At 45.6% G+C, this 20,130-nt stretch carries 18 protein-coding genes and 4 tRNA genes; 19 read left to right on the forward strand and 3 right to left on the reverse strand.

Going from position 1 to position 20,130, the window contains the following annotated elements; all coding sequences use genetic code 11:
* Positions 1-80 precede the first annotated feature (80 nt).
* The 5 genes from OW491_RS00395 to OW491_RS00415 all read left to right on the forward strand — a co-directional run bounded on the left by OW491_RS00395 (position 81) and on the right by OW491_RS00415 (position 6,280).
* Entirely contained in the window at positions 81-1,181 is a 1,101-nt protein-coding gene (locus tag OW491_RS00395; protein ID WP_246283268.1) for an AraC family transcriptional regulator, read from the forward strand.
* Positions 1,182-1,333: 152 nt separating this feature from the next.
* Positions 1,334-3,097 carry an acyl-CoA dehydrogenase gene (locus OW491_RS00400; RefSeq protein WP_290034343.1) on the forward strand — a complete coding sequence of 588 codons (1,764 nt, stop codon included), beginning with the start codon at positions 1,334-1,336 and terminating at the stop codon, positions 3,095-3,097.
* Between the two features lie 10 nt (positions 3,098-3,107).
* Complete coding sequence (locus OW491_RS00405; protein ID WP_290034344.1) at positions 3,108-4,793, forward strand: electron transfer flavoprotein-ubiquinone oxidoreductase; 1,686 nt, start codon at positions 3,108-3,110, stop codon at positions 4,791-4,793.
* Between the two features lie 248 nt (positions 4,794-5,041).
* On the forward strand, positions 5,042-5,482 hold the full coding sequence (locus OW491_RS00410; RefSeq protein ID WP_075173666.1) for a pseudoazurin: 441 nt from the start codon (positions 5,042-5,044) through the stop codon (positions 5,480-5,482).
* A gap of 195 nt (positions 5,483-5,677) precedes the next feature.
* Entirely contained in the window at positions 5,678-6,280 is a 603-nt protein-coding gene (locus OW491_RS00415) for a MarC family protein (RefSeq protein WP_075173667.1), read from the forward strand.
* A gap of 79 nt (positions 6,281-6,359) precedes the next feature.
* On the opposite strand, the gene OW491_RS00420 is transcribed toward OW491_RS00415, so the two are convergent.
* Together OW491_RS00420 and OW491_RS00425 are read right to left on the reverse strand one after the other, a co-directional pair.
* Entirely contained in the window at positions 6,360-7,103 is a 744-nt protein-coding gene (locus OW491_RS00420; protein ID WP_290034345.1) for a copper resistance protein B, read from the reverse strand.
* Positions 7,104-7,116: 13 nt separating this feature from the next.
* Positions 7,117-8,892, reverse strand: a complete 1,776-nt coding sequence (locus OW491_RS00425; RefSeq protein ID WP_290034346.1) for a copper resistance system multicopper oxidase — start codon at positions 8,890-8,892, stop codon at positions 7,117-7,119.
* Positions 8,893-9,097: 205 nt separating this feature from the next.
* On the opposite strand from OW491_RS00425, the gene OW491_RS00430 reads away from it, so the two are divergent.
* From OW491_RS00430 to OW491_RS00460, 7 genes are all read left to right on the forward strand, one after another.
* Positions 9,098-9,583: a MerR family transcriptional regulator gene (locus tag OW491_RS00430; RefSeq protein WP_246813362.1), complete on the forward strand. Its 486-nt coding sequence runs from the start codon at positions 9,098-9,100 to the stop codon at positions 9,581-9,583.
* Positions 9,580-11,850, forward strand: coding sequence for a heavy metal translocating P-type ATPase (locus tag OW491_RS00435; RefSeq protein ID WP_290034347.1), 2,271 nt, complete (start codon positions 9,580-9,582; stop codon positions 11,848-11,850). The genes OW491_RS00430 and OW491_RS00435 overlap by 4 nt, the downstream gene beginning before the upstream one ends.
* A gap of 11 nt (positions 11,851-11,861) precedes the next feature.
* The gene (locus OW491_RS00440; protein WP_178969350.1) at positions 11,862-12,215 is read left to right on the forward strand and encodes a cupredoxin domain-containing protein; all 354 of its coding nucleotides are present in this window, start codon (positions 11,862-11,864) and stop codon (positions 12,213-12,215) included.
* Between the two features lie 43 nt (positions 12,216-12,258).
* Positions 12,259-12,942: a heavy metal response regulator transcription factor gene (locus OW491_RS00445; protein WP_075179760.1), complete on the forward strand. Its 684-nt coding sequence runs from the start codon at positions 12,259-12,261 to the stop codon at positions 12,940-12,942.
* Position 12,943: 1 nt separating this feature from the next.
* Positions 12,944-14,344: a heavy metal sensor histidine kinase gene (locus OW491_RS00450; RefSeq protein WP_290034348.1), complete on the forward strand. Its 1,401-nt coding sequence runs from the start codon at positions 12,944-12,946 to the stop codon at positions 14,342-14,344.
* Positions 14,345-14,466: 122 nt separating this feature from the next.
* Positions 14,467-14,814, forward strand: a complete 348-nt coding sequence (locus tag OW491_RS00455) for a copper resistance CopC family protein (protein ID WP_290034349.1) — start codon at positions 14,467-14,469, stop codon at positions 14,812-14,814.
* Positions 14,815-14,841: 27 nt separating this feature from the next.
* Positions 14,842-15,720: a CopD family protein gene (locus OW491_RS00460; RefSeq protein WP_290034350.1), complete on the forward strand. Its 879-nt coding sequence runs from the start codon at positions 14,842-14,844 to the stop codon at positions 15,718-15,720.
* Between the two features lie 62 nt (positions 15,721-15,782).
* Here OW491_RS00460 and OW491_RS00465 read toward each other — a convergent pair whose 3' ends face one another.
* A complete protein-coding gene (locus tag OW491_RS00465; protein WP_075173675.1) occupies positions 15,783-16,556 on the reverse strand; it encodes a ferredoxin--NADP reductase in 774 nt (257 codons plus the stop codon).
* 162 nt (positions 16,557-16,718) lie between these two features.
* Between OW491_RS00465 and OW491_RS00470 the strand changes: the two genes are divergently transcribed.
* The 7 genes from OW491_RS00470 (at position 16,719) to OW491_RS00500 (ending at position 19,998) form a co-directional block, all read left to right on the forward strand.
* On the forward strand, positions 16,719-17,612 hold the full coding sequence (locus tag OW491_RS00470; protein WP_075179765.1) for a LysR family transcriptional regulator: 894 nt from the start codon (positions 16,719-16,721) through the stop codon (positions 17,610-17,612).
* A 118-nt stretch (positions 17,613-17,730) separates the two neighbouring features.
* Positions 17,731-17,818, forward strand: a tRNA-Ser gene (locus tag OW491_RS00475).
* 17 nt (positions 17,819-17,835) lie between these two features.
* Positions 17,836-17,911 (forward strand) — tRNA-Asn (locus tag OW491_RS00480).
* A gap of 19 nt (positions 17,912-17,930) precedes the next feature.
* Positions 17,931-18,005: transfer RNA gene (locus OW491_RS00485), tRNA-Lys, on the forward strand.
* Between the two features lie 29 nt (positions 18,006-18,034).
* Positions 18,035-18,109 (forward strand) — tRNA-Lys (locus OW491_RS00490).
* Positions 18,110-18,301: 192 nt separating this feature from the next.
* Positions 18,302-18,742 (forward strand): cyanase, encoded by a 441-nt coding sequence (gene cynS / locus OW491_RS00495; RefSeq protein ID WP_075179766.1) that lies wholly within the window; start codon positions 18,302-18,304, stop codon positions 18,740-18,742.
* A gap of 443 nt (positions 18,743-19,185) precedes the next feature.
* A complete protein-coding gene (locus tag OW491_RS00500; RefSeq protein WP_075173678.1) occupies positions 19,186-19,998 on the forward strand; it encodes a formate/nitrite transporter family protein in 813 nt (270 codons plus the stop codon).
* Positions 19,999-20,130 lie beyond the last annotated feature (132 nt).

Genomic DNA, 20,130 nt, shown 5'->3' on the forward strand with positions numbered 1-20,130 from the left:
CACAACAATGGCAAAACTCGCCATTTTTTATGACAAAAGAGTGCGCAAGTTCAATTGATCTATAGGAAACAGGCTTTAGAATGGAGTTAACAATAACAAAAAACGTCACACCTTCGGGAGGCTCTATGGAGCGGATGATTACTGTACCCAATGGTTATGTGAAGCACCTTCTTAGTCACGCACGGCTGCAAGGTTACGATCTTAATAATTTGCTATCCCATGTTGGGATTAATCCTGAAGATATCGAAAAGCAGACAGAGTTCCCGGCTGACAAATTCGGGCAACTTTATCAGCGTATTATCTGGATTACCCAAGATGAATCGTTTGGGATGCTCAGTGGAGGCCGCGTGCCAAATGGTACATTCCGTATGATGTGCCATTCGATCATTCATTGTAAAACGTTGGAGAAGGCGCTCAGGCGTTGTAGCGATTTTTACGAAATTTGCCGCGGTTCTAAAGTGAAGCCTGTGGTCATACGCAAAGGGCGTTATGCAAAAATATCTTTTGCGCCGACTCAAGAGCTCACGCACGATGAGTTTTCACAGCTGTTAGGTAATGAAACACCGGACCAAATTCGGACATCACTGTCGGTTTGGCAGCATTTTACCAGTTGGCTAATAGGAACGCGTTTGGAACTCAAGGCGGCTTATTTCTCTTTTGCTAAACCGGATAATGCTGAGTATTACGAAACCTTGTTTCGCTCAGAAATACGCTTTGATCAGCATGATAACGCGATTGTTTTCCCTGCCCGCTACTTGGATTACCCCATCATACAAAATGAAGAGAGCCTGCACGGCTTTCTAAAAACAGCGCCTTATCAGCTTTTGGTGATGGTTGATGATGACAAAAGCTTGAAGTCACAGGTCATCGCGATGATTGGCAAAGATTTTAGTCGCGAAATGCCCAGTGCAGATGAAGTGGCGAATGTGCTGCACATGTCGGTATCTACACTTCGTCGTCGACTATTAGACGAAGGCACCTCCTATCAAAAAATAAAAGATGATTGCCGAAAAGGTGCGGCGATCAATTATATGAATTCTCCCCAGTTGTCGATTAATGATGTGGCAGGTTTGATGGGGTTTGATGAGCCTTCTGCCTTCTTTCGCTCTTTTAAAAAATGGACAGGTATGACACCTGGCGAATACCGAAAAAGTGAGGACTATAATCGCCAGTTTGACTAGGCTAGATAGGTGTCTGACTATTTTTGTCATAGTTTCAGGCATGTTTTGTTATTGTGATGAAGACCGCCGCAGGCAATGATTACGCTACTGAAATAACAAGAATAATGCTCCGGACTTAATATTCCGTACAACGAGCATCAGGAGCCCGCGTTATGAGCGAATACCGTTTTCCACGTCAAGATGCGCAGTTTGTACTTGATCACATTGTTAACTTTTCTGGTCTTTGTGCTGAGATAGGCCATGATGATTTAGCCTCAGGGTTAAGCGACGCTATCTTAGATGAAGCAGCACGTTTGGGTGAGCAGGTCCTCGCTCCCTTAAATAAGGTGGGTGATCAACAAGGTGCGGTACTGGGCGAAAAAGGCGTAGAAGAAACGGCAGGCTTTGCTCAGGCATACAAACAGTTTGTGCAAAGCGGTTGGCCTTCTTTAGTCGCCCCCGAAGCTTTTGGGGGGCAAGCGTTGCCTAAAGTGATATCCACAGCCGTGAATGAAGTCTGGCAGTCGTCGAATATGGCATTTGCCCTGTGTCCATTACTCACTCAAGGAGCGATTGAAGCATTACTTACACACGCCAGTGATGAGTTAAAAGAGACCTATGTAACGCCATTGGTAAGTGGTGAGTGGACGGCAACGATGAACCTTACCGAGCCTGATGCTGGCTCTGATTTGGCTGCCATTAAATCGCGTGCTGTCCCTGAAGGCGACCATTACCGTATTACCGGACAAAAAATATTTATCACCTGGGGTGATCACCAGATGGCCGATAATATCATCCATTTGGTGTTGGCTCGTTTGCCGGACGCCCCGGCAGGTGTGAAAGGTATCTCTTTATTTGTAGTGCCTAAATTTTTAGTCAATGCTGATGGTTCTCTAGGTGAGCGTAATGACGCTAAAGCGGTATCGCTAGAGCATAAGTTGGGCATTCATGGGAGTCCAACTTGCGTCATGAGCTTTGGCGATGAAGGTGGGGCCATTGGGTACTTAGTCGGTGAGCCTCATACAGGTTTAGCCTGTATGTTTACGATGATGAATGATGCTCGTCAGGGTGTGGGGCTACAAGGTTTAGCTATCTCCGAGCGTGCCTATCAGCATGCGCGGACTTATGCACAGGAACGAATTCAAGGCACGCTTCGCGATGGTAGCCGGGTTAATTTGATGAAGCACCCTGACGTACGCCGCATGCTGATGCTAATGAAGTCGGGCGTTGAGGCCATGCGTGCATTGATGTACCTAGCGTCGGCAACGGGCGATCAATTAGAACATGCCTCAGAGAATGAGGCATACGCACTGCAAGCACGTGTGGACTTATATACCCCTATTGTTAAAGGATGGATGACTGAGCTGGCTCAAGAAGTAACCTCGCTGGGTGTTCAGATTCATGGGGGGATGGGCTTTGTTGAAGAAACTGGAGCGGCACAGTTCTTACGTGATGCACGGATTTTACCGATTTATGAAGGCACAACCGGTATTCAAGCACTGGATTTGGTGGGACGAAAAACGTTAAGTGACGAAGGGCAAGCGCTGACGTTATTGTTGCAAGAAGTAGAGACTGAATTAGCTAATATGGTGTTGCCGGACACGCTATCTGGCGCGCTAGAGCGTTGCCAAATGGGTGTGGATAATGCCAAAGAAGCGTTAGCGTATTTGTTAGCTAATCCAAAGCAAGCCCCAGCTATAGGGGTAAATTTAATGATGTTGTTGGGCTATCTGCTCGGTGGTTGGCTCATGTTGCGCGCGGCGGGAAAAGCACAAGAATTGAGTAAACAGCCTAGCGCAGACACAGCGTTTTTAATGACAAAACAACAAACGGCACACTTTTATTGCGAGCACTATTTACCGCGTATCGCCATGCATTTGGCCATTATCAACGCTGGAGGCGAGAGCCTTATGGCAATTGATGAAGCGCAGTTCTAAGGAGATAACTATGTCAGATCATACTGGGGCAGAACCGGAAGTTATTGAACGTGAATCGATGGAGTTTGATGTTGTTATCGTGGGGGCTGGCCCCGCCGGTTTGTCTGCTGCATGCCGTTTGATGCAGCAAGCAACGGAGTCCGATCAAGAGCTGACGGTGTGTGTGGTGGAAAAAGGCTCTGAAGTGGGCGCGCACATTTTGTCGGGCGCTGTGATTGAGTCGCGAGCACTTGATGAACTGTTTCCTGACTGGAAAACGATGGGAGCACCATTAGACACGCCTGTTACAAAAGATCAGCTTTTTCTGCTAAAGGATCATGAAAAGGCCACTCAAATTCCCGATATGCTGATTCCTGCAACCATGCATAACAAAGGCAATTATATTGTGAGTGTGGGTAACCTAACGCGCTGGTTAGCTGAACAAGCGGAAAGTTTGGGAGTCGAAATTTTTCCGGGGTTTGCCGCTGCCGAAGTCCTCTACCATGAAGATGGTAGTGTTAAAGGCATAGCGACGGGCGATATGGGGATTTCGGCAGCAGGCGAACATAAAGACGGTTATATGCCAGGTATGGAGCTGCATGCTAAATACACATTATTTTCAGAAGGCTGTCGTGGGCATTTAGGAAAGCAGCTTAATGAGCGTTTTGACTTGTCTAAGGATGCCGACCCGCAACACTATGGATTAGGTCTTAAAGAGTTGTGGGATATCAAACCAGAACTGCACCAAGAAGGGCTTGTTGTTCATGGCTCTGGCTGGCCACTGTCGGACGGCACGAGTGGCGGTTTCTTCTTATATCACGCGGCTAACCATCAAGTAGTGGTGGGTTTAATAGTTGACCTCAATTACAGCAATCCATACGTAAGTCCGTTTGATGAGTTTCAGCGCATGAAACACCACCCTGTTTTAAAGCAGTATTTAGAAGGTGGAAAGCGAGTTTGCTACGGTGCGCGCGCCATCACCAAAGGTGGGCTTAATTCTCTACCGCGCATGGTTTTCCCGGGTGGTTTGTTGATTGGGTGTGATGCTGGCACGCTTAACTTCGCTAAAATTAAGGGCACGCATACGGCTATGAAATCGGGCATGTTAGCTGCCGAAGCCGTCTTCGATGCGATTAAACAGGGTGATGAAGGAGGCCAGCAACTGACAGGTTTTGAATCGGCTTTTGAAACGTCCTGGTTATATGAAGAGTTGCACGCAGCGCGGAACTTTGGGCCTGCTTTACATAAATATGGCGCGTATTTAGGCGGGGCGTTTAACTTTATTGATCAGAATATTTTTAAAGGTAAGTTGCCCTTTACCTTGCATGATACGGAAGAGGACTATGCCCAACTGCGCCATGCTAAAACGAGTGCGACAATTGATTACCCGAAACCAGATGGTCAGTTAAGTTTTGATAAACTAAGCTCGGTATTTTTATCGAATACCAACCATGAAGAAGATCAGTTATGCCACTTAACGTTAAAAGACAGCAGTATTCCTCTGGGGACTAACTTGCCTCTTTATGCTGAACCTGCACAACGTTATTGCCCAGCGGGTGTATATGAAGTGTTAGAAAATGATGAAGGTGAGCCAACGTTTCAGATTAATGGGCAAAACTGTGTGCACTGTAAAACGTGCGATATAAAAGACCCGTCTCAAAACATTGTTTGGGTGACCCCAGAAGGCGGTGGAGGGCCTAATTACCCGAATATGTAAGTTTGCACAGATATGATTTACCTCACCAGTCTTCCTGATGCCTGTTTACAGGCACTTTCATCCCCGTATGCCTTTGGCTACGGGGATTTTTTATACGTGTTTGGGGCTGTTCTGGCGTAAATGTCCACTAGAACTAGTACTAAAGAATGTCCTTGATACTTGAGTGCCGCCTAAAAGAACAATGTTTTCATAGCCTTGTATGTAGTCTTATGTGATCCGTACTAGGTTACGTAAAATAAGAGGTTATTATGAAGTCACGTTTATTGGCATTGTTAATGATAGTTGCAGCAAACTTTGCTGTGGCTGCAGAACATACCGTAGAAATGAAGAACAAAGGTGAAGGCGGCATTATGGTATTTGAACCGGCCGTTTTACATGTAGCTGTTGGAGATACAGTTACATTTGTGCCAACCGATGCCGGTCATAACAGTGAATCAGTAGATGGACTTATGCCTGAGGGTGCAACACCTTGGAAGGGTGAAAACGGACAAGCAATCACTGTGACTGTGGATAAAGAAGGCGTTTATGTTTACAAATGCTTACCGCACGCAATCATGGCGATGGTCGGAGTTATCGTGGCAGGAGAGCCTACTAACTTAGAACAGATCAAAACAGATGCTGAGCCTTTCATTGCTACTTTCGCGATGAAAAAGAAGCGTCTAACAAAGTACTTAGCTGAAGTTCAGTAAAGCGCTTAATGTTCTAGCTTCGCTGAGTAGCTTAGCTTGCATAGGGATATTTGAGCTAAATGATACAAAGCAAAGAAAACGGCTGAACTAAACACTCAGCCGTTTTTTATGGGCTAATGCAACGTTTCATATTACTATGCCTCGTTTTTAACATCAGAGTCAGGAATTAGCTGGTTCCCGTTTTAGAGGCTTAATATGGATATCGCGGTTTACTTAAACGCAATTATTGCTTTGTTTGTTATTATAGATCCAATTGGTGCAGCGTTAATTTTTCACTCGCTAGTGCCACCTAACGATGTTGCCCATCGTGTAAAAATGGCGGCAAAAGCCACGGTTATCTCGGCAACTCTACTTATTTTATTTGGTAATTTTGGTGAACCCTTACTGCACAAGCTAGGTATCAGCATTGATGCATTGCGCATATCTGGGGGTATTTTGCTTTTCTACACTGCCTTCCACATGATTACTAAAGATATTGAGTACACCAATACCAGCGAGCGTCGTGATATTGCTGTCTTTCCTATGTCGATTCCTATGTTGGCCGGGCCGGGATCATTAACACTGGCAATTCTGTTGTACTCCAAAGCGGATGAGTCGGTCACTCAGTTATCGATTACCTTAGCTATTTTGACCATTAGCGTAAGTACGTTAGCAATGATGATTTTATCGCGTTATGTGAAGCGTGTGATTGGCCGTACAGGTGATGATATCCTGCGTCGTTTTTTGGGGGTGTTATTAGCGGCGTTAGCGATTCAGTTTGTGCATGATGGTATTGTTAATATGTCGGCCACCATGTGATGCTTGAGGTGTTATTGAATCAAAAAAGGTAGCGTTTACAGCTACCTTTTTATGAGTGTACAACGCTCTGGCATAGTCGTTAAAACCAGAAACGTACCCCTGCAACAAGCTGTATGTCGTTTGTGCTTTCTCCTTCATGGCGAGCATAGTCGGCGGTTTTTCCGAAAGTTTGCTCCCATTTTATACCTATATAAGGTGCAAATTCCCGCCGTATTTCATAAGCAAGGCGTACGCCAAATTCCATGCTGCTGATACCTGAGCCTATGCCGCGTACCTCGTCATTTTTCCCATATAGGTTTATTTCTGCCGAAGGAGACAGCACTAGCTGTTGAGTGATCATGGCTTCGTATTCTGCTGATAGGCGTAAGTTGGTTTGTTTGCCGTTAGTAATGAATAAGTTCAGGTCTGTTTCTATGAAATAGGGAGCCATGCCCTGAAGGCCAATGACGGCCCAATTTTGGCTGGGTTCTGGGTTAAAGTCGTGGCGCATCCCCATTTGTATATTCCAATAGGGGGCTATTGCTGAGCGGATCAGCCCTTGCAACTCAGCGCTTTCTGTTTTGCCTGATGCGCGCTCTCCCTCTGTTTTAAATACTAGTTTGTTGATGTCATAACCAAGCCAAGCTTCAGCTTCCCAAGCAAAAGGTTGAGCGCTTTTGTCGTTTATTGAATGTCTTTTTTCGAATTTTTCGACTGTTAATTGGGTTACAAGTGGATCGTCTGTTTCCATTGCAAGTGCAAGCGGGCTAGCCATAAGACTGGCAATCATAAGGCTGCTAATCAGACGCAGATTGTTCGTTAATGGTGTTGTGTATTTCAGCATGATGGACTCCTCATTAGCTAACGTGCACTTCGCGGAACATACCGCCCATGTGATAGAGTAGGTGGCAATGAAATGCCCATTTTCCTTTAGCGTCAGCGGTAACTCGGTAGCTAATTCTGGATCCAGGTTGAACAATAATAGTGTGCTTACGGGGCATGTAGTCATTGTCGCCAGTTTCCAAATCACTCCACATTCCGTGTAAGTGCATAGGATGATTCATCATGGTGTCATTCACAAAATTAATACGAACGCGCTCACCATAGTTAAGCTCAATCGGTTTGGCTTCAGAATATTTGACCCCGTTGATAGACCACATGTAACGACTCATATTGCCCGTTAAGTGCAGGTTTATTTCCCGGGTGGGTTCGGGGTCATTAGCGGTGTTATACAGGTTACGTAAATCGGCGTAGGTCAATACACGCCTGCCGTTGTTACGTAGGCCAACGCCGGGATCTCCTAAACGGTACTGCGGATTATTGGCTCTTTCATCCACATGCGGACCATACTCTGTTGTCGAATGAGTCACCGTATTAGCCATAGGCATTGCTGAATGGTCCATTGTGGAATGATCCATCATTGAGTGGTCCATTACCGGCGCAGACATATCCATTTTTGTATGATCCATGCTTTGCTTCGTATTCATGTTAGCCATTGTCATGCCACCCATTCCCATATCTGCATGGGTTAGTGTTGGAGCAGGATCTAGCTCAGGTACCAGTGAGGATATATCGGGATCGGATGTTAGCGTGGCACGAGTGTAGCCTGAGCGGTCAATAGATTGTGCGAATACTGTGTAGGCTGAGTCGTCGTCAGGTTCGATAATCACGTCATACGTTTCAGCTATACCTATGCGAAACTCATCGACCGTTACGGGTTTTACATATTGGCCATCAGCAGCAACTACGGTCATTTTTAAGCCGGGTATACGCACGTCAAAAAAAGTCATCGCGGAGCCGTTAATAAAGCGAAGGCGAATACGCTCGCCGTTCTTGAATAACCCTGTCCAGTTGTCATCGGGAGTGGACCCGTTCATTAGGTAGGTATAGGTATAGGCGGTGACGTCGGAAATATCGGCATCGCTCATACGCATCTCGTTCCACATTTTGCGAGACCGCCACGTATTGCTGATACCTTTATCTTTAATATCGGCTGTAGTATCCAGCAGGGTGCGTTCACTAAAATTGTAGTAGTCACTCATTTTTTTGAGTTTAGTGTAGATTTGGTGCGGGTCTTCATCACTCCAATCCGACAGCAACATGACAAACTCTCGATCAAAGCTAAAAGGTTCCGGCTCGATAGGATCAATGATAATCGCACCATAAATGCCGGTTTGTTCTTGGTAACCCGAGTGGCTGTGGTACCAATAAGTACCTGATTGTTTAACATCGAATTCATAGGTGTAGCTGCCGTTTGATGGTATTCCATCAAAGCTGAGGCCGGGCACGCCGTCCATGTCGGTAGGGAGGATAAGCCCATGCCAGTGAATCGAGCTGGTTTCAGTTAATGCGTTAGCTACGTGTAATGTGACCCTTTCTCCTTCTTTAAAACGTAAAATAGGAGCGGGGAGGCTATTGTTTACCGTAGTCGCGATACGCTCTTTACCGGTAAAGTTAACGGCTTGTTCGCTGATTCTTAAGCTGAAATTCTGCCCAGTTAGCACGTCTGGTTGCTGAGTTGGGGCGCGAGGTGTCGCGAGTAGTTGGCTTGAGCGAAGCCCCAGTCCAGCGGTTAGCCCTCCTAAGGTCAGTCCTGTGACAAATGTACGTCGTGTAACCTTCATTTTGTTCATCGAGTTAATGCTCTTATTAACGTGTAAATGGTCTCTGCCATGTTCATAAACTGTAGTCATAGGTTTGCATGCTACGGAGGCGGGCTGTCGCTAAGCTGATATCAAGATTACATTTTTGTTATTTACGGTGATTGAAGGCCTCCCTATGAGATAGTGGATGAGTAAGTAGATGTTGATGCTTGACCTGTGTGTAAGACATAGGTGTATGGTCTATATAAGTGAAAAGCAAAGAGCGTCCGCACAAGCATCATTGGGGGTGGGTATGTTAGTGAACGAGTTAGCCAAGAAAGCATCGGTTACGGCCGATACCGTCAGGTTTTATACCCGAATCGGTTTGCTGAACCCTGTTAAGAATCCTGATAATGGATACAAAGAATATAGTGTTAAAGAATACAAACGTTTGACGTTCATTCTTGCCGCCCGACATATTGGGTTTACGGTAGAAGATGTCACTCAAATACTCAGTGAAGCCGATGATGAAAAATCTCCCTGCTGTACGGCTCGCCGTTTAATTGAGCAGCGTTTAGAAGAAAGTGAAGCTCGCATAAAGGAAATGTTGTTATTACGCCAGCGTATGAAAAGTGCGTTAGAGCAATGGTCTACCCAGCCAGATCAATTGCCGAGCTCACCGACAGTCTGTCATTTAATTGAAAATTTTACCGAACCCACTAATGATGAGGTATCGCTATGAAACCCTCTGTTTCTCATCATAGATGTGACTCTTCTGCCGAGTATGAGTTACTCATTGATGGTGCAAATTGCGGTAGTTGCGTTAAAAAAATTGAAACGGCGCTACGCAATGTCCAAGGTGTTGATCATGCAGAGATGAACTTTGCCCAGCGCACGGTCTTAGTGTCTGGCTCAAGTGGCGTTGAGCCGTTGATCAATGCCGTTGAGCAAGCCGGTTATCACGCCAAAGAAAGCGTGGCGGAAAATGATGAAGCGGCCATGACTGAAAAGGAAGCCTCCGACCAGGCTTACTACAAAAAGCTCATGCGAGATATGAGTATCAGTTTAGGCGTTGGTATTCCGTTAATGCTATATGGGCTGTTTATCGGTGATATGTCGGTATCATCACCTGCAGAACGCTTTGCTTGGTTAGTGGTGGGAATCGTTACATTGGCTGTTATGTACTTTTCTGGCAAGCATTTTTATACCGGGGCGTGGCAGTCATTTAAAAACCATTCGGCCAATATGGACACCCTGATAGCCTTAGGTACAGGAACCGCATGGCTGTATTCTATGGTGGTGATTATTGTGCCGGCACTGTTGCCTGACATGGCGCGTCATGTGTACTTTGAGGCTACCGCAATGATCATTGGTCTGATTAATCTCGGTTTAGCGTTAGAGCTCAAGGCGCGAGGCCGCACGTCTGAAGCTATTAAGCGCTTAATCAATTTGCAAGCCAAAACCGCACGAGTGATTCGTGACGGTAATGAGGTTGATATCCCCATCGAACAGGTGCGCATAAATGATCAAGTTAGAGTTCGCCCTGGAGAGCGTATAGCGGTTGATGGAGAGGTGCTAGAGGGTCGCAGCTCTGTTGATGAGTCCATGTTAACCGGTGAGCCTATTCCCGTTGAGAAAACGCAGGGTGATTTGGTGTCTGCAGGCACTATTAATAAATCAGGCTCGTTAGTATTTGTGGCTAAACGCGTCGGTAAAGATACGGCCCTTGCGAACATAATCAACATGGTTAAAAAAGCGCAAAATTCTAAGCCGCCTATTGGTCGGTTAGCCGATGTGATAGCCGGCTATTTTGTACCTACCATTATGATCATCGCCGTGATTAGTGCACTCATCTGGTTGAATGTAGGCCCCGAGCCTACCGTCGCCTTTGCGATTGTTTCAGCAACTACAGTGCTGATTATTGCGTGTCCTTGTGCATTAGGGTTGGCGACACCAATGTCCGTCATGGTGGGAGTGGGGAAAGCGGCAGAAGCGGGTGTGTTAATCCGCAACGGTGAGTCCTTGCAAACAGCATCGCAGATTACGGCCATGGTGTTGGATAAAACGGGCACAATTACCTTAGGGCGTCCGCAGGTCACTGATATCGTGGCAATCTCAGGTTATAGCGAAGAAGATGTTATTCGCTTGACGGCCAGTCTAGAGTCCAATTCAGAACATCCGTTAGCCGAAGCGATTGTAGCGTCAGCTAAAAGCCGCGACATAGCGTTATCGGCTGTGTCTGACTTTAATGCTATTACAGGGCAGGGTGTCGAAGCCCGAGTGGGTGAACAGTCGTTATTGCTCGGTAATAAAAAGCTGATGAAGGAGCGCGGCATTGAATTATCTGAGCAGGTGATTGAGCAGGCACAAGTGTTTGCTCGTGAGGCTAAGTCCCCGATGTATTTTGCTATCGACAACACCTTAGCAGGTATAGTCGCCGTGGCCGATCTAATTAAAGATGACTCAGTAGCTGCGATCAAACGCCTGCAAGATAATGGTATCCGAGTGGTCATGTTAACGGGTGACAACCAAGCGACGGCAAAAGCGGTAGCCGATAAAGTAGGCATTGACGAATTCTACGCTGAAGTTCAGCCTCAGGATAAAGTGGATAAGGTAAAAGCCCTCCAAGACGAAAACGAAATCGTAGGTATGACAGGAGATGGCATCAACGATGCGCCTGCACTTGCCCAAGCTAATGTTGGCTTTGCTATCGGTACGGGGACTGATGTGGCGATAGAAAGTGCGGACATTACTCTTATGCGAGGGTCGTTGCATGGATTAGCGGATGCGGTAGCCGTTAGTAAAGCGACCATTCGTAATATCAAACAGAACTTGTTTGGAGCTTTTATTTATAACGTCGCCGGAGTGCCGATCGCGGCAGGCTTACTTTACCCTGTATTTGGTATTCTGCTCAGTCCTGTTGTGGCCGGCGCTGCGATGGCATTTTCATCATTGACCGTAGTAACCAACGCTAACCGGTTGCGCTTTTTTAAGGTAAAAGAGCACTAGAGGTAATGACTATGTGGATTATAAATCTTGTCGGTGTTGTTTTTATTGGGCTCATTGTGTGGTGGTTTTGGCTCTACAAACCGAATGAAGTAAAAGCCAATAAAGATTTAATCATCATCGTAGAGAACGGCGTGTATTCTCCGTCATACATCACGGTACCCCCTAATCAAGCGGTGAGTTTGGTATTTAACCGAAAAGATCCGGCGCCTTGTGCGGAGCAGTTACTCATTCCGGAATTTAATATTAGTGAATCCTTGGTGTTGAACCAGCATACTCGTGTTCATTTACCGGCTATGCCTACTGGAGAATATGAATTTCATTGCCAAATGAAAATGTATAAGGGCACGCTACGTGTGAGTGAGTAGTCGTCCAATACTGGCTAATACGGTGCGCATTTATGGCTAATTTATGAAATTACTAATTGTTGAAGACGAAGTAAAAACGGGCAACTTTTTAAAGCAGGGTTTGACCGAGTCGGGCTTTAATGTTGACTTGGCACGTACCGGTGGTGATGGGCTGCATTTGGCGCTGACGCAAGAAGGTGCTTACGATTTAATTATACTGGATATCATGCTGCCGGGAGTTGATGGGTGGCGGTTGTTAGAAACATTGCGTGTGAGTGGTCATGACATGCCGGTGTTGTTTTTAACGGCTCGCGACCAAGTTGAAGACAAAGTTAAAGGCATCGAGCTGGGTGCTGATGACTATCTAGTTAAGCCGTTTGCATTTGCTGAATTATTGGCGCGGGTACGCATGTTGTTACGGCGTAATCGCATAAGTGCAGAGTCGACATCGTTATCGATAGCCGACTTGGAATTAGATCTTATCCGCCGTCGTGTAACACGTGATGGCCAACGTATTGATTTAACCGCGAAAGAGTTTGCCTTGATGGAACTGTTGATACGACGACAGGGCGAAGTATTGCCGCGTTCGTTGATTGCATCTCATGTGTGGGATATGAATTTTGATAGCGATACCAATGTGATTGAGGTTGCTATTAGACGATTGCGAGCTAAGGTAGATGATCCGTTCGACGTGAAGCTTATCCACACCCTGCGTGGAATGGGGTATGTTTTAGAAGTGGCGGTATAGAGTGCAGCGTAAGTTATCACTTAGTTGGCGCTTGACGAGTTATTTTGCGCTGTTATCAGCTAGCGTGCTGTTAGTGCTGAACTGGGTTATTACGGCATCAGTTGAGCAGCATTTTGTTGCTCAGGATAGGGATATATTGTCGTCTAAAATAGCCCAAACTTTTGAGCGTGTCTCGGGCATCTCTGATGATCAGTCTTTGGCACGGCTCGCTAGCGACTTGTCGTTTATGTTTGCTAATCACACTGATATATCAGCATTGGTGATGACTAAAGAGGGAGCTGTGCTGTTTAAAACGGATACGGCTGTGATCCCGATTGAGCAGTTAACACGTGCATTAAACGACTCAGTCGTTGATTCGTTCATGTGGCATGATGACAAGCACTCATATCGTGGTTTTGTGCAAGATGTTACGCCAGCGTACAGTCACCTTGGCACACTCATTATATTAACGGCGCTGAATATTGATCATCACACGCGCTTCATGTCACGTTTTAAACAACAGCTCTTGCTCTATTCCGCTTTAGCAACGCTTGTTAGTGGTTTACTAGGCTGGTTAGCGGCTAAGCGAGGGCTTAGGCCTCTGTTTCTTATGAGAGATCAGGCGCTTAATGTTACGGCGGCTCATTTGGAACAGCGCATGTCCGTTGATAGTGTGCCTGTTGAAATAGCAGGGCTCGCACAGGCTCTCAATGACATGTTGTCTCGGTTGGAAGATAACGTTACTCGCTTATCGCAGTTCTCGTCTGATATTGCCCATGAGCTTCGAACGCCGTTGAGCAATTTAATGACACAAACCCATGTTGCACTGTCGCGCCCGCGAAATATTGATAGTTACCGGGACGTGCTCATTTCCAATGCGGAGGAGTATGAGCGTTTATCGCGCATGATTTCCGATATGCTGTTTCTTGCAAAAGCCGATCATGGATTGGTTTTACCAACGTATGAGCCTATTAACTTGAGAGCCGAGGTCGATAATATTGTTGAGTTTTATGAGCTGCTAGCCTCCGAAAAGCAGGTGAGTATCCACGTTACAGGTAATGGGTATATCCAAGGAGATCACCTGATGGTTAGGCGTGCCATTAGTAATGTGTTATCCAATGCAATTCGCCATAGTTACGATAGCAGTGAGATACAGGTGGTGATTCAACCTAAGTTAGGTGTAATCGACCTTTCTATCAGTAATGCGGGCGATACTATTCCTGAGAAAGATGTACCGCATCTGTTTGATCGTTTTTATCGAGCCGATAAAAATAGAACAAAAAATGATATGAATGGCGTTGGGTTAGGGCTGGCTATAACTCAAGCGATTGTCGTTTCACATGCGGGTAGCATGAAGATAGAGTCGGCCAATAATCGTTCTACGTTTACCTTGTCATTTATAACGCCGCAAAGCGAACCTTAACTAAATAACAAGATTGTAATATTCGAGTCACCGGCTCGTTAGGGCTAAAGTATAAAATGAAGGTGTGTTTATTTCTCCCTAAACACATTAACTTGCTCTCTTTCTTACAGTTGGATTTTACGATGAAAATATTAAAAAGATTAATGGTTGTAGGCTTACTTACTTCATCTGCATCCGTGTTAGCGCATAGCGATATGATGCATACGGTGCCAAAAGACGGTGCTATGTTGATGGAGCCCGTCGATCATATAGAGCTTAATTTTGGTGATCCTGTTCGGTTGGTAAAGTTTAGCGTCATTAATTCTAAAAACGAGCCTGTTGAGACAGAATTTGCCATTGGCAGTGAATCCAAAGCAAACTTTAGTATTTCTTTACCGGCACTGGGGTCTGATCAGTATCAAGTGAAATGGATGATCGTGGGCGGCGATGGACATAAAATGACGGGTAGCTTTGGTTTTATGCAGCACTAATTTTTACCGAGCTGCCGGGGGCTGTTTATGGCTTTTATGGACTGGGAATGGGTCGTGTTAATGACCCGCTGGCTTGTTTATTTGTGTATTTCAGGGGCGGTAGGAGGACTAGCCAGTTTTTGCTTGTTTAAAAGGTTTCCGGCTCTTTTCCCTTTGTTGTTGCGCTATAGCATAGCCGCTTGTGTAATGGGGTTTGTAGCAACGGGGCTTCACTTTCTGGTAAGGGTAGGGGCTTTAGCTGAAACTGGGTTTAGTGGCATGTTTGACCCCTTAATGGTGAGTGTGCTGTGGGGGTCGTCCGTGGGGGAGGCTACCCTGTACCGTTTGATAGGGTTTGGCGTGCTAATCCTTTCAATGATTGCTAGTAGGAAAAGCGTATATTCAGGCGCTAGTTTTATGTTCTATGTAGCAATCTTGGGTTGTGTTCTGATTGCCATCTCTTTTACAAAGACGGGCCATATAGCGCAAATGACGTTGCTATCAAGCGTGTTGTTAACCGCTCATATTTTGCTCACATTTTGGTGGATGGGGTCACTATATCCACTGTGGATAGCGGCGCGTCGTTTGGCGCCTCAAGAGTCTTCTCATGTGATGCATGTCTTTGGGAAGGTTGCGGTTGCGGTTGTTGTTGGGCTAGTCGTTTGCGGGGGTGTTTTAAGTTATCAATTAACGGGTTGGGTCGGCTTGCTGAGCAGCGAGTATGGTTTCTGGCTATTACTAAAAATAGCGTTGGTTGGTTTAATTCTTGTATTAGCTGGTGTACACAAACTGTTTCTAGTCCCCGCGATTTTGGCTCATAATAACGCGCAACGCTTAGCTACTTCTTTGTTGTTCGAAAAGCTGCTTGGCATGTCGATATTGGCTGTTACAACGGTGTTAACAACCTTGGTGGGCCCCGCGCATTAAGCTGGATTGTATCTGCAAGCGCAAGCGAGCGTTATGCGTAACTGCTCGCCTGTGCTTTGTTTTTACTTTTCGACAAATGCCCGCTCAATCACGTAATGACCTAAATCGCCATGGCGTGCCTCACTGAAGCCCATGTTGTTTAGAATTTTACAGGTATCTTTTAACATACTCGGGCTGCCACATAGCATGAAGCGGTCGGTTTCGACATTGAGATTTGGTAAGCCTAAATCGTTAGTTAGCTTGCCGGTTATCATTAGGTCGGTTAAACGCCCATTATTACGGAATTGCTCGCGTGTGACGGTTGGATAGTAGAGCAGTTTTTCTCGTACCATGTCTCCTAAGTACTCATGATTAGGCAATTCGTTCAGGATTGTATCGGCGTAGGCTAGCTCGGACGTGTAGCGTACCCCATGGGTTAGGATGACCTTATCGTAAGCATCATAGATTTCAGGATCTTTAATAATGCTCATAAACGGCGCTAAGCCGGTACCTGTACTAATCAGGTATAGGTTTTTGCCAGGCAGTAGGTTGTCATTAATCAGCGTACCAGTTGGCTTGCGACTAATCAGTATTTGATCACCTGCTTGAATCTGCTGAAGCTTAGACGTCAGTGGGCCGTCAGGCACCTTGATGCTAAAAAATTCTAACTCTTCTTCGTGATTTGCACTGGCAATGCTGTAGGCGCGCATTAACGGGCGTCCCTCATGCTCTAAACCAATCATGGTGAAATGTCCGTTCTTAAAACGGAAACCTGCATCTCGGGTGGTTTTAAAGCTAAACAAGGTGTCATTCCAGTGGTGCACACTGAGCACTTGTTCTTGACCAATTGTAGACATGGTATCTACCTCGCTGTAGCTAGTGCTTTATGTCAGTGATAGCGCTAGTCGTTATAAAAACTCAATCTGTTATAGGTTTTGTGCCTTTGTGATCCCAGTATAAAAGACTTAAATTATCGGTAAAGCGGGATTATTTTATAAGCCTAATAGGAAAAATCGATAATGAAGTATTCGCTTCGTCAGTTGGAAGTTTTTTTAGCGATAGCGCACCACGATAACATCACTAAAGCGGCTAATAGTTTATCCATGTCGCAATCGGCGGCGAGCAGTGCTTTGAAAGATTTGGAAGATCAATTTGATATACAGCTTTTTGATCGGGTAGGTAAGCGGTTGCAAATAAATGAGTTGGGCAGGCTGATGAGACCCCGGGCGGAAGCCTTGTTAGATCAAGCGCGTGGCTTAGAGAGCGAGTTAATGCAGCATCAAACGCCAGGGCAGCTCAAATTAGGGGCAACACTAACCATTGGCAATTACTTGGCAGTTGAGTTAATGGCTGCCTACATGGCGGAGCACCCCAGTCAGCGTGTAACGCTGGAGGTGGCCAATACCTCAGCGATTATAGAAAAATTGACTAACTACGAGCTGGATATAGGACTGATAGAAGGTGAAGCTAATAATTCTAACTTAGAGTTTATCCCTTGGCTTGAAGATGAGCTGGTGGTTTTTTGTTCGCCTTCTCACCCTTTGGCGATGAAATCAGTGATATCCGATCAAGATTTACAAGAAGCTAGCTGGATTCTACGAGAGCAGGGATCAGGTACACGGCAAGCATTTGATTGGGCTATGCGAGGATTCCTGCCGCGCTTTACCATTTTGCTGGAGCTTCAACACACGGAAGCGATTAAACGATCTGTAAAAGCGGGTTTGGGTATATCGTGTTTATCACGTATTGCTTTAGAAGAATCTTTCGCTAACGGGAGCTTGGTTGAGCTGAATGTGGCGCATAGAAACCTACACCGTCAGTTTTATTTAGTGATACATAAACAAAAGTACCGCAGTGCAGGTATAGAGCGATGGTTAGCTATGTGTACAAATCCTGATCAATTTCAGGTGTAAATTGTCTTTTTTAGCTAGGCTAATGAATAAAAACGCTTTTTTTAGGTTTTTTTGTAACTTTTTTAAAGAAGTGTATTGACACTTTCTCTGAACTCTATAGAATCTGCGCCCATCCTTCGGAGGGGTGGCTGAGTGGCCGAAAGCACCGGTCTTGAAAACCGGCGAGTCGAGAGGCTCCCAGGGTTCGAATCCCTGCCCCTCCGCCATTAAAGGATACTGAAGTTCCTCGATAGCTCAGTTGGTAGAGCAGTAGACTGTTAATCTATTGGTCGCTGGTTCGAGTCCAGCTCGAGGAGCCACTTCAGGGTTTCAAAAAGTGGGGCGTTAGCTCAGTGGTAGAGCAGTTGGCTTTTAACCAATTGGTCATAGGTTCAAATCCTATACGCCCCACCACTTTTGATTCAGCAGTAAACCTATAGGATGGGGCGTTAGCTCAGTGGTAGAGCAGTTGGCTTTTAACCAATTGGTCATAGGTTCAAATCCTATACGCCCCACCATCCTTTCTTATTCTTCCTGTTTCTTCTATAGCAATACATCCTTTCTATATTTCAGCTTTTTTCCGAGTTCGTTTCTGTTCTGGTATTTCGGTATCTAATTTGCAGTGCTTGTTGTTGCGGCCATAGGCGGCTTTATCGCAGCTAATCATCTACGGCCTAATTAGCAATCATCTAGAACCTACCGGAGGTAACATGGATAAGTTAGCAATGACTGAAGCAATAATGGCTAAAAAGGCAGAAAAGGGTCTGACATGGGAGGGCATCGCCAACGAAATTGGTTGTTCGCCTGTGTGGCTTACATCGGCGTGTCTTGGGATGAATAGTGCCTCTGCGGAAAAGGCGGCTGCTATAGCTGAGTATCTAGAGTTGTCTTGCGAGGTTGCAGAAGCATTAACGGCTTTCCCGACCAAAGTGTGGGATCAAGTGGTCCCTACTGACCCGCTGGTTTATCGGCTTTACGAAATCATGGGGGTGTATGGCGGGACGTTGAAGGAGGTCATCCAAGAAAAGTTTGGTGATGGAATTATGAGTGCAATCGACTTCACCATGGAGGTCGATAAAGTTGAGGACCCTAAAGGAGACCGTGTGGTGTTGACCATGAGTGGTAAATTCCTGCCTTACAAGAGTTGGTAATCATAGCGGTATGAGCATGACGGCTTGCTTGTGTTTGAGGCCTGCTTTGTCTTGAAGTCGGGTTTTGGTGCTTTATTCGCGGGTAGTGTGGTCGGCTGAGTAAAGTGTACGTTTTTTGTGCACTTTCTTCGTTAAATTTTGCGGTTGGCGCGCTTATGAGGCGTGAATAGCACGTTAGAATTTAGCGTTTTGTTGTAAATACCAACTTGGTGTATGTATTTTGCTAGCATTATTTTTTAATCTCTCATTCTCTGATTGCCTTAAAAATAGGGTGATTATGTAAAGGTTAGGTGTGGCTTTTTGTGTTTTTCTGTTGGTTTCGGCCTTGTTTGGAATAGTTATTGCTCAAACAGCTTGTGAGGAAGAGATTGGTAAAGATGATTTACGCCCTTCCTGTTATTAGCTAATTGCCAATACAGGCATTACTTAGAGAGAGATTAACTATGTCCTATTTAGTCCCTACGGAGTTTGTGACAAAGATGGTGGATGCGGGTGAATCCAAAATCTTTATGTCGACACGAGATACGCTTATTCGCGCCTTTATGGCGGGAGCTATATTGGCGCTGGCCGCTGTATTTGCGGTAACTATTGCCGTGCAAACGGGAGTGTTTTTAATTGGCGCAATACTGTTTCCTGTTGGCTTTTGTATGCTGTATTTGATGGGATTTGATTTACTGACGGGGGTGTTTGTATTGTGCCCATTAGCACTGCTTGATAAGCGACCTGGTGTGACCGTCAATGGTATTTTGCGCAACTGGGGCTTGGTGTTCCTCGGTAACTTTGCTGGAGCGTTAACGGTCGCCTTTATGATGGCATTTGTGTTTACGTATGGCTTTTCGATTGAACCAGGAGCTGTGGGTCAAAAGATTGCTGAAATAGGGCATGCGCGTACAGTTGGTTATGCTGAGCACGGTGCTGCGGGCTGGTTTACTATCTTTTTGCGCGGCATGCTGTGTAACTGGATGGTATCCATGGGGGTTGTAGGCGCGATGGTTTCAACCTCGGTAAGTGGTAAGGTAATCGCGATGTGGATGCCTATCATGCTCTTCTTCTTTATGGGTTTTGAACACTCGGTTGTGAATATGTTCCTTTTCCCATCAGGTATCATCATGGGCGGTGATTTCTCGATTGCTGACTATTTTATTTGGAATGAGATTCCAACAGCGCTGGGTAACCTTGTAGGTGGTTTGGCTTTTACAGGCTTGACCTTGTATAGCACTCATGTTCGTACGGGTGCTAAACGTAAAGCAATGTAAGTGAGTGCCATCACCAAGATAAATTGATTTGTCGCTGTGGGTACAAAACTAAAGCCAGTATGTTTGTGGCAGCGATAAATAAAAATAAGCCTTGGCTGGAAACAGCCGAGGCTTTTTCGTCGTTAAAAAGGC

The organism is Neptunomonas sp. CHC150 (assembly GCF_030397555.1).
GTDB lineage: Bacteria > Pseudomonadota > Gammaproteobacteria > Pseudomonadales > Balneatricaceae > Neptunomonas > Neptunomonas phycophila.

Bases quoted from the DNA above. Each gene is read 5' to 3' on its own strand.
- OW491_RS00465 (WP_075173675.1), bottom strand. From the start codon at position 16,556: ATGTCTACAATTGGTCAAGAACAAGTGCTCAGTGTGCACCACTGGAAT.
- OW491_RS00405 (WP_290034344.1), top strand. From the start codon at position 3,108: ATGTCAGATCATACTGGGGCAGAACCGGAAGTTATTGAACGTGAATCG.
- OW491_RS00455 (WP_290034349.1), top strand. From the start codon at position 14,467: ATGAAAATATTAAAAAGATTAATGGTTGTAGGCTTACTTACTTCATCT.
- cynS (WP_075179766.1), top strand. From the start codon at position 18,302: ATGGATAAGTTAGCAATGACTGAAGCAATAATGGCTAAAAAGGCAGAA.
- OW491_RS00435 (WP_290034347.1), top strand. From the start codon at position 9,580: ATGAAACCCTCTGTTTCTCATCATAGATGTGACTCTTCTGCCGAGTAT.
- OW491_RS00440 (WP_178969350.1), top strand. From the start codon at position 11,862: ATGTGGATTATAAATCTTGTCGGTGTTGTTTTTATTGGGCTCATTGTG.
- OW491_RS00395 (WP_246283268.1), top strand. From the start codon at position 81: ATGGAGTTAACAATAACAAAAAACGTCACACCTTCGGGAGGCTCTATG.
- OW491_RS00430 (WP_246813362.1), top strand. From the start codon at position 9,098: ATGGTCTATATAAGTGAAAAGCAAAGAGCGTCCGCACAAGCATCATTG.
- OW491_RS00460 (WP_290034350.1), top strand. From the start codon at position 14,842: ATGGCTTTTATGGACTGGGAATGGGTCGTGTTAATGACCCGCTGGCTT.
- OW491_RS00410 (WP_075173666.1), top strand. From the start codon at position 5,042: ATGAAGTCACGTTTATTGGCATTGTTAATGATAGTTGCAGCAAACTTT.
- OW491_RS00415 (WP_075173667.1), top strand. From the start codon at position 5,678: ATGGATATCGCGGTTTACTTAAACGCAATTATTGCTTTGTTTGTTATT.
- OW491_RS00470 (WP_075179765.1), top strand. From the start codon at position 16,719: ATGAAGTATTCGCTTCGTCAGTTGGAAGTTTTTTTAGCGATAGCGCAC.
- OW491_RS00425 (WP_290034346.1), bottom strand. From the start codon at position 8,892: ATGAACAAAATGAAGGTTACACGACGTACATTTGTCACAGGACTGACC.
- OW491_RS00400 (WP_290034343.1), top strand. From the start codon at position 1,334: ATGAGCGAATACCGTTTTCCACGTCAAGATGCGCAGTTTGTACTTGAT.
- OW491_RS00500 (WP_075173678.1), top strand. From the start codon at position 19,186: ATGTCCTATTTAGTCCCTACGGAGTTTGTGACAAAGATGGTGGATGCG.
- OW491_RS00420 (WP_290034345.1), bottom strand. From the start codon at position 7,103: ATGCTGAAATACACAACACCATTAACGAACAATCTGCGTCTGATTAGC.
- OW491_RS00445 (WP_075179760.1), top strand. From the start codon at position 12,259: ATGAAATTACTAATTGTTGAAGACGAAGTAAAAACGGGCAACTTTTTA.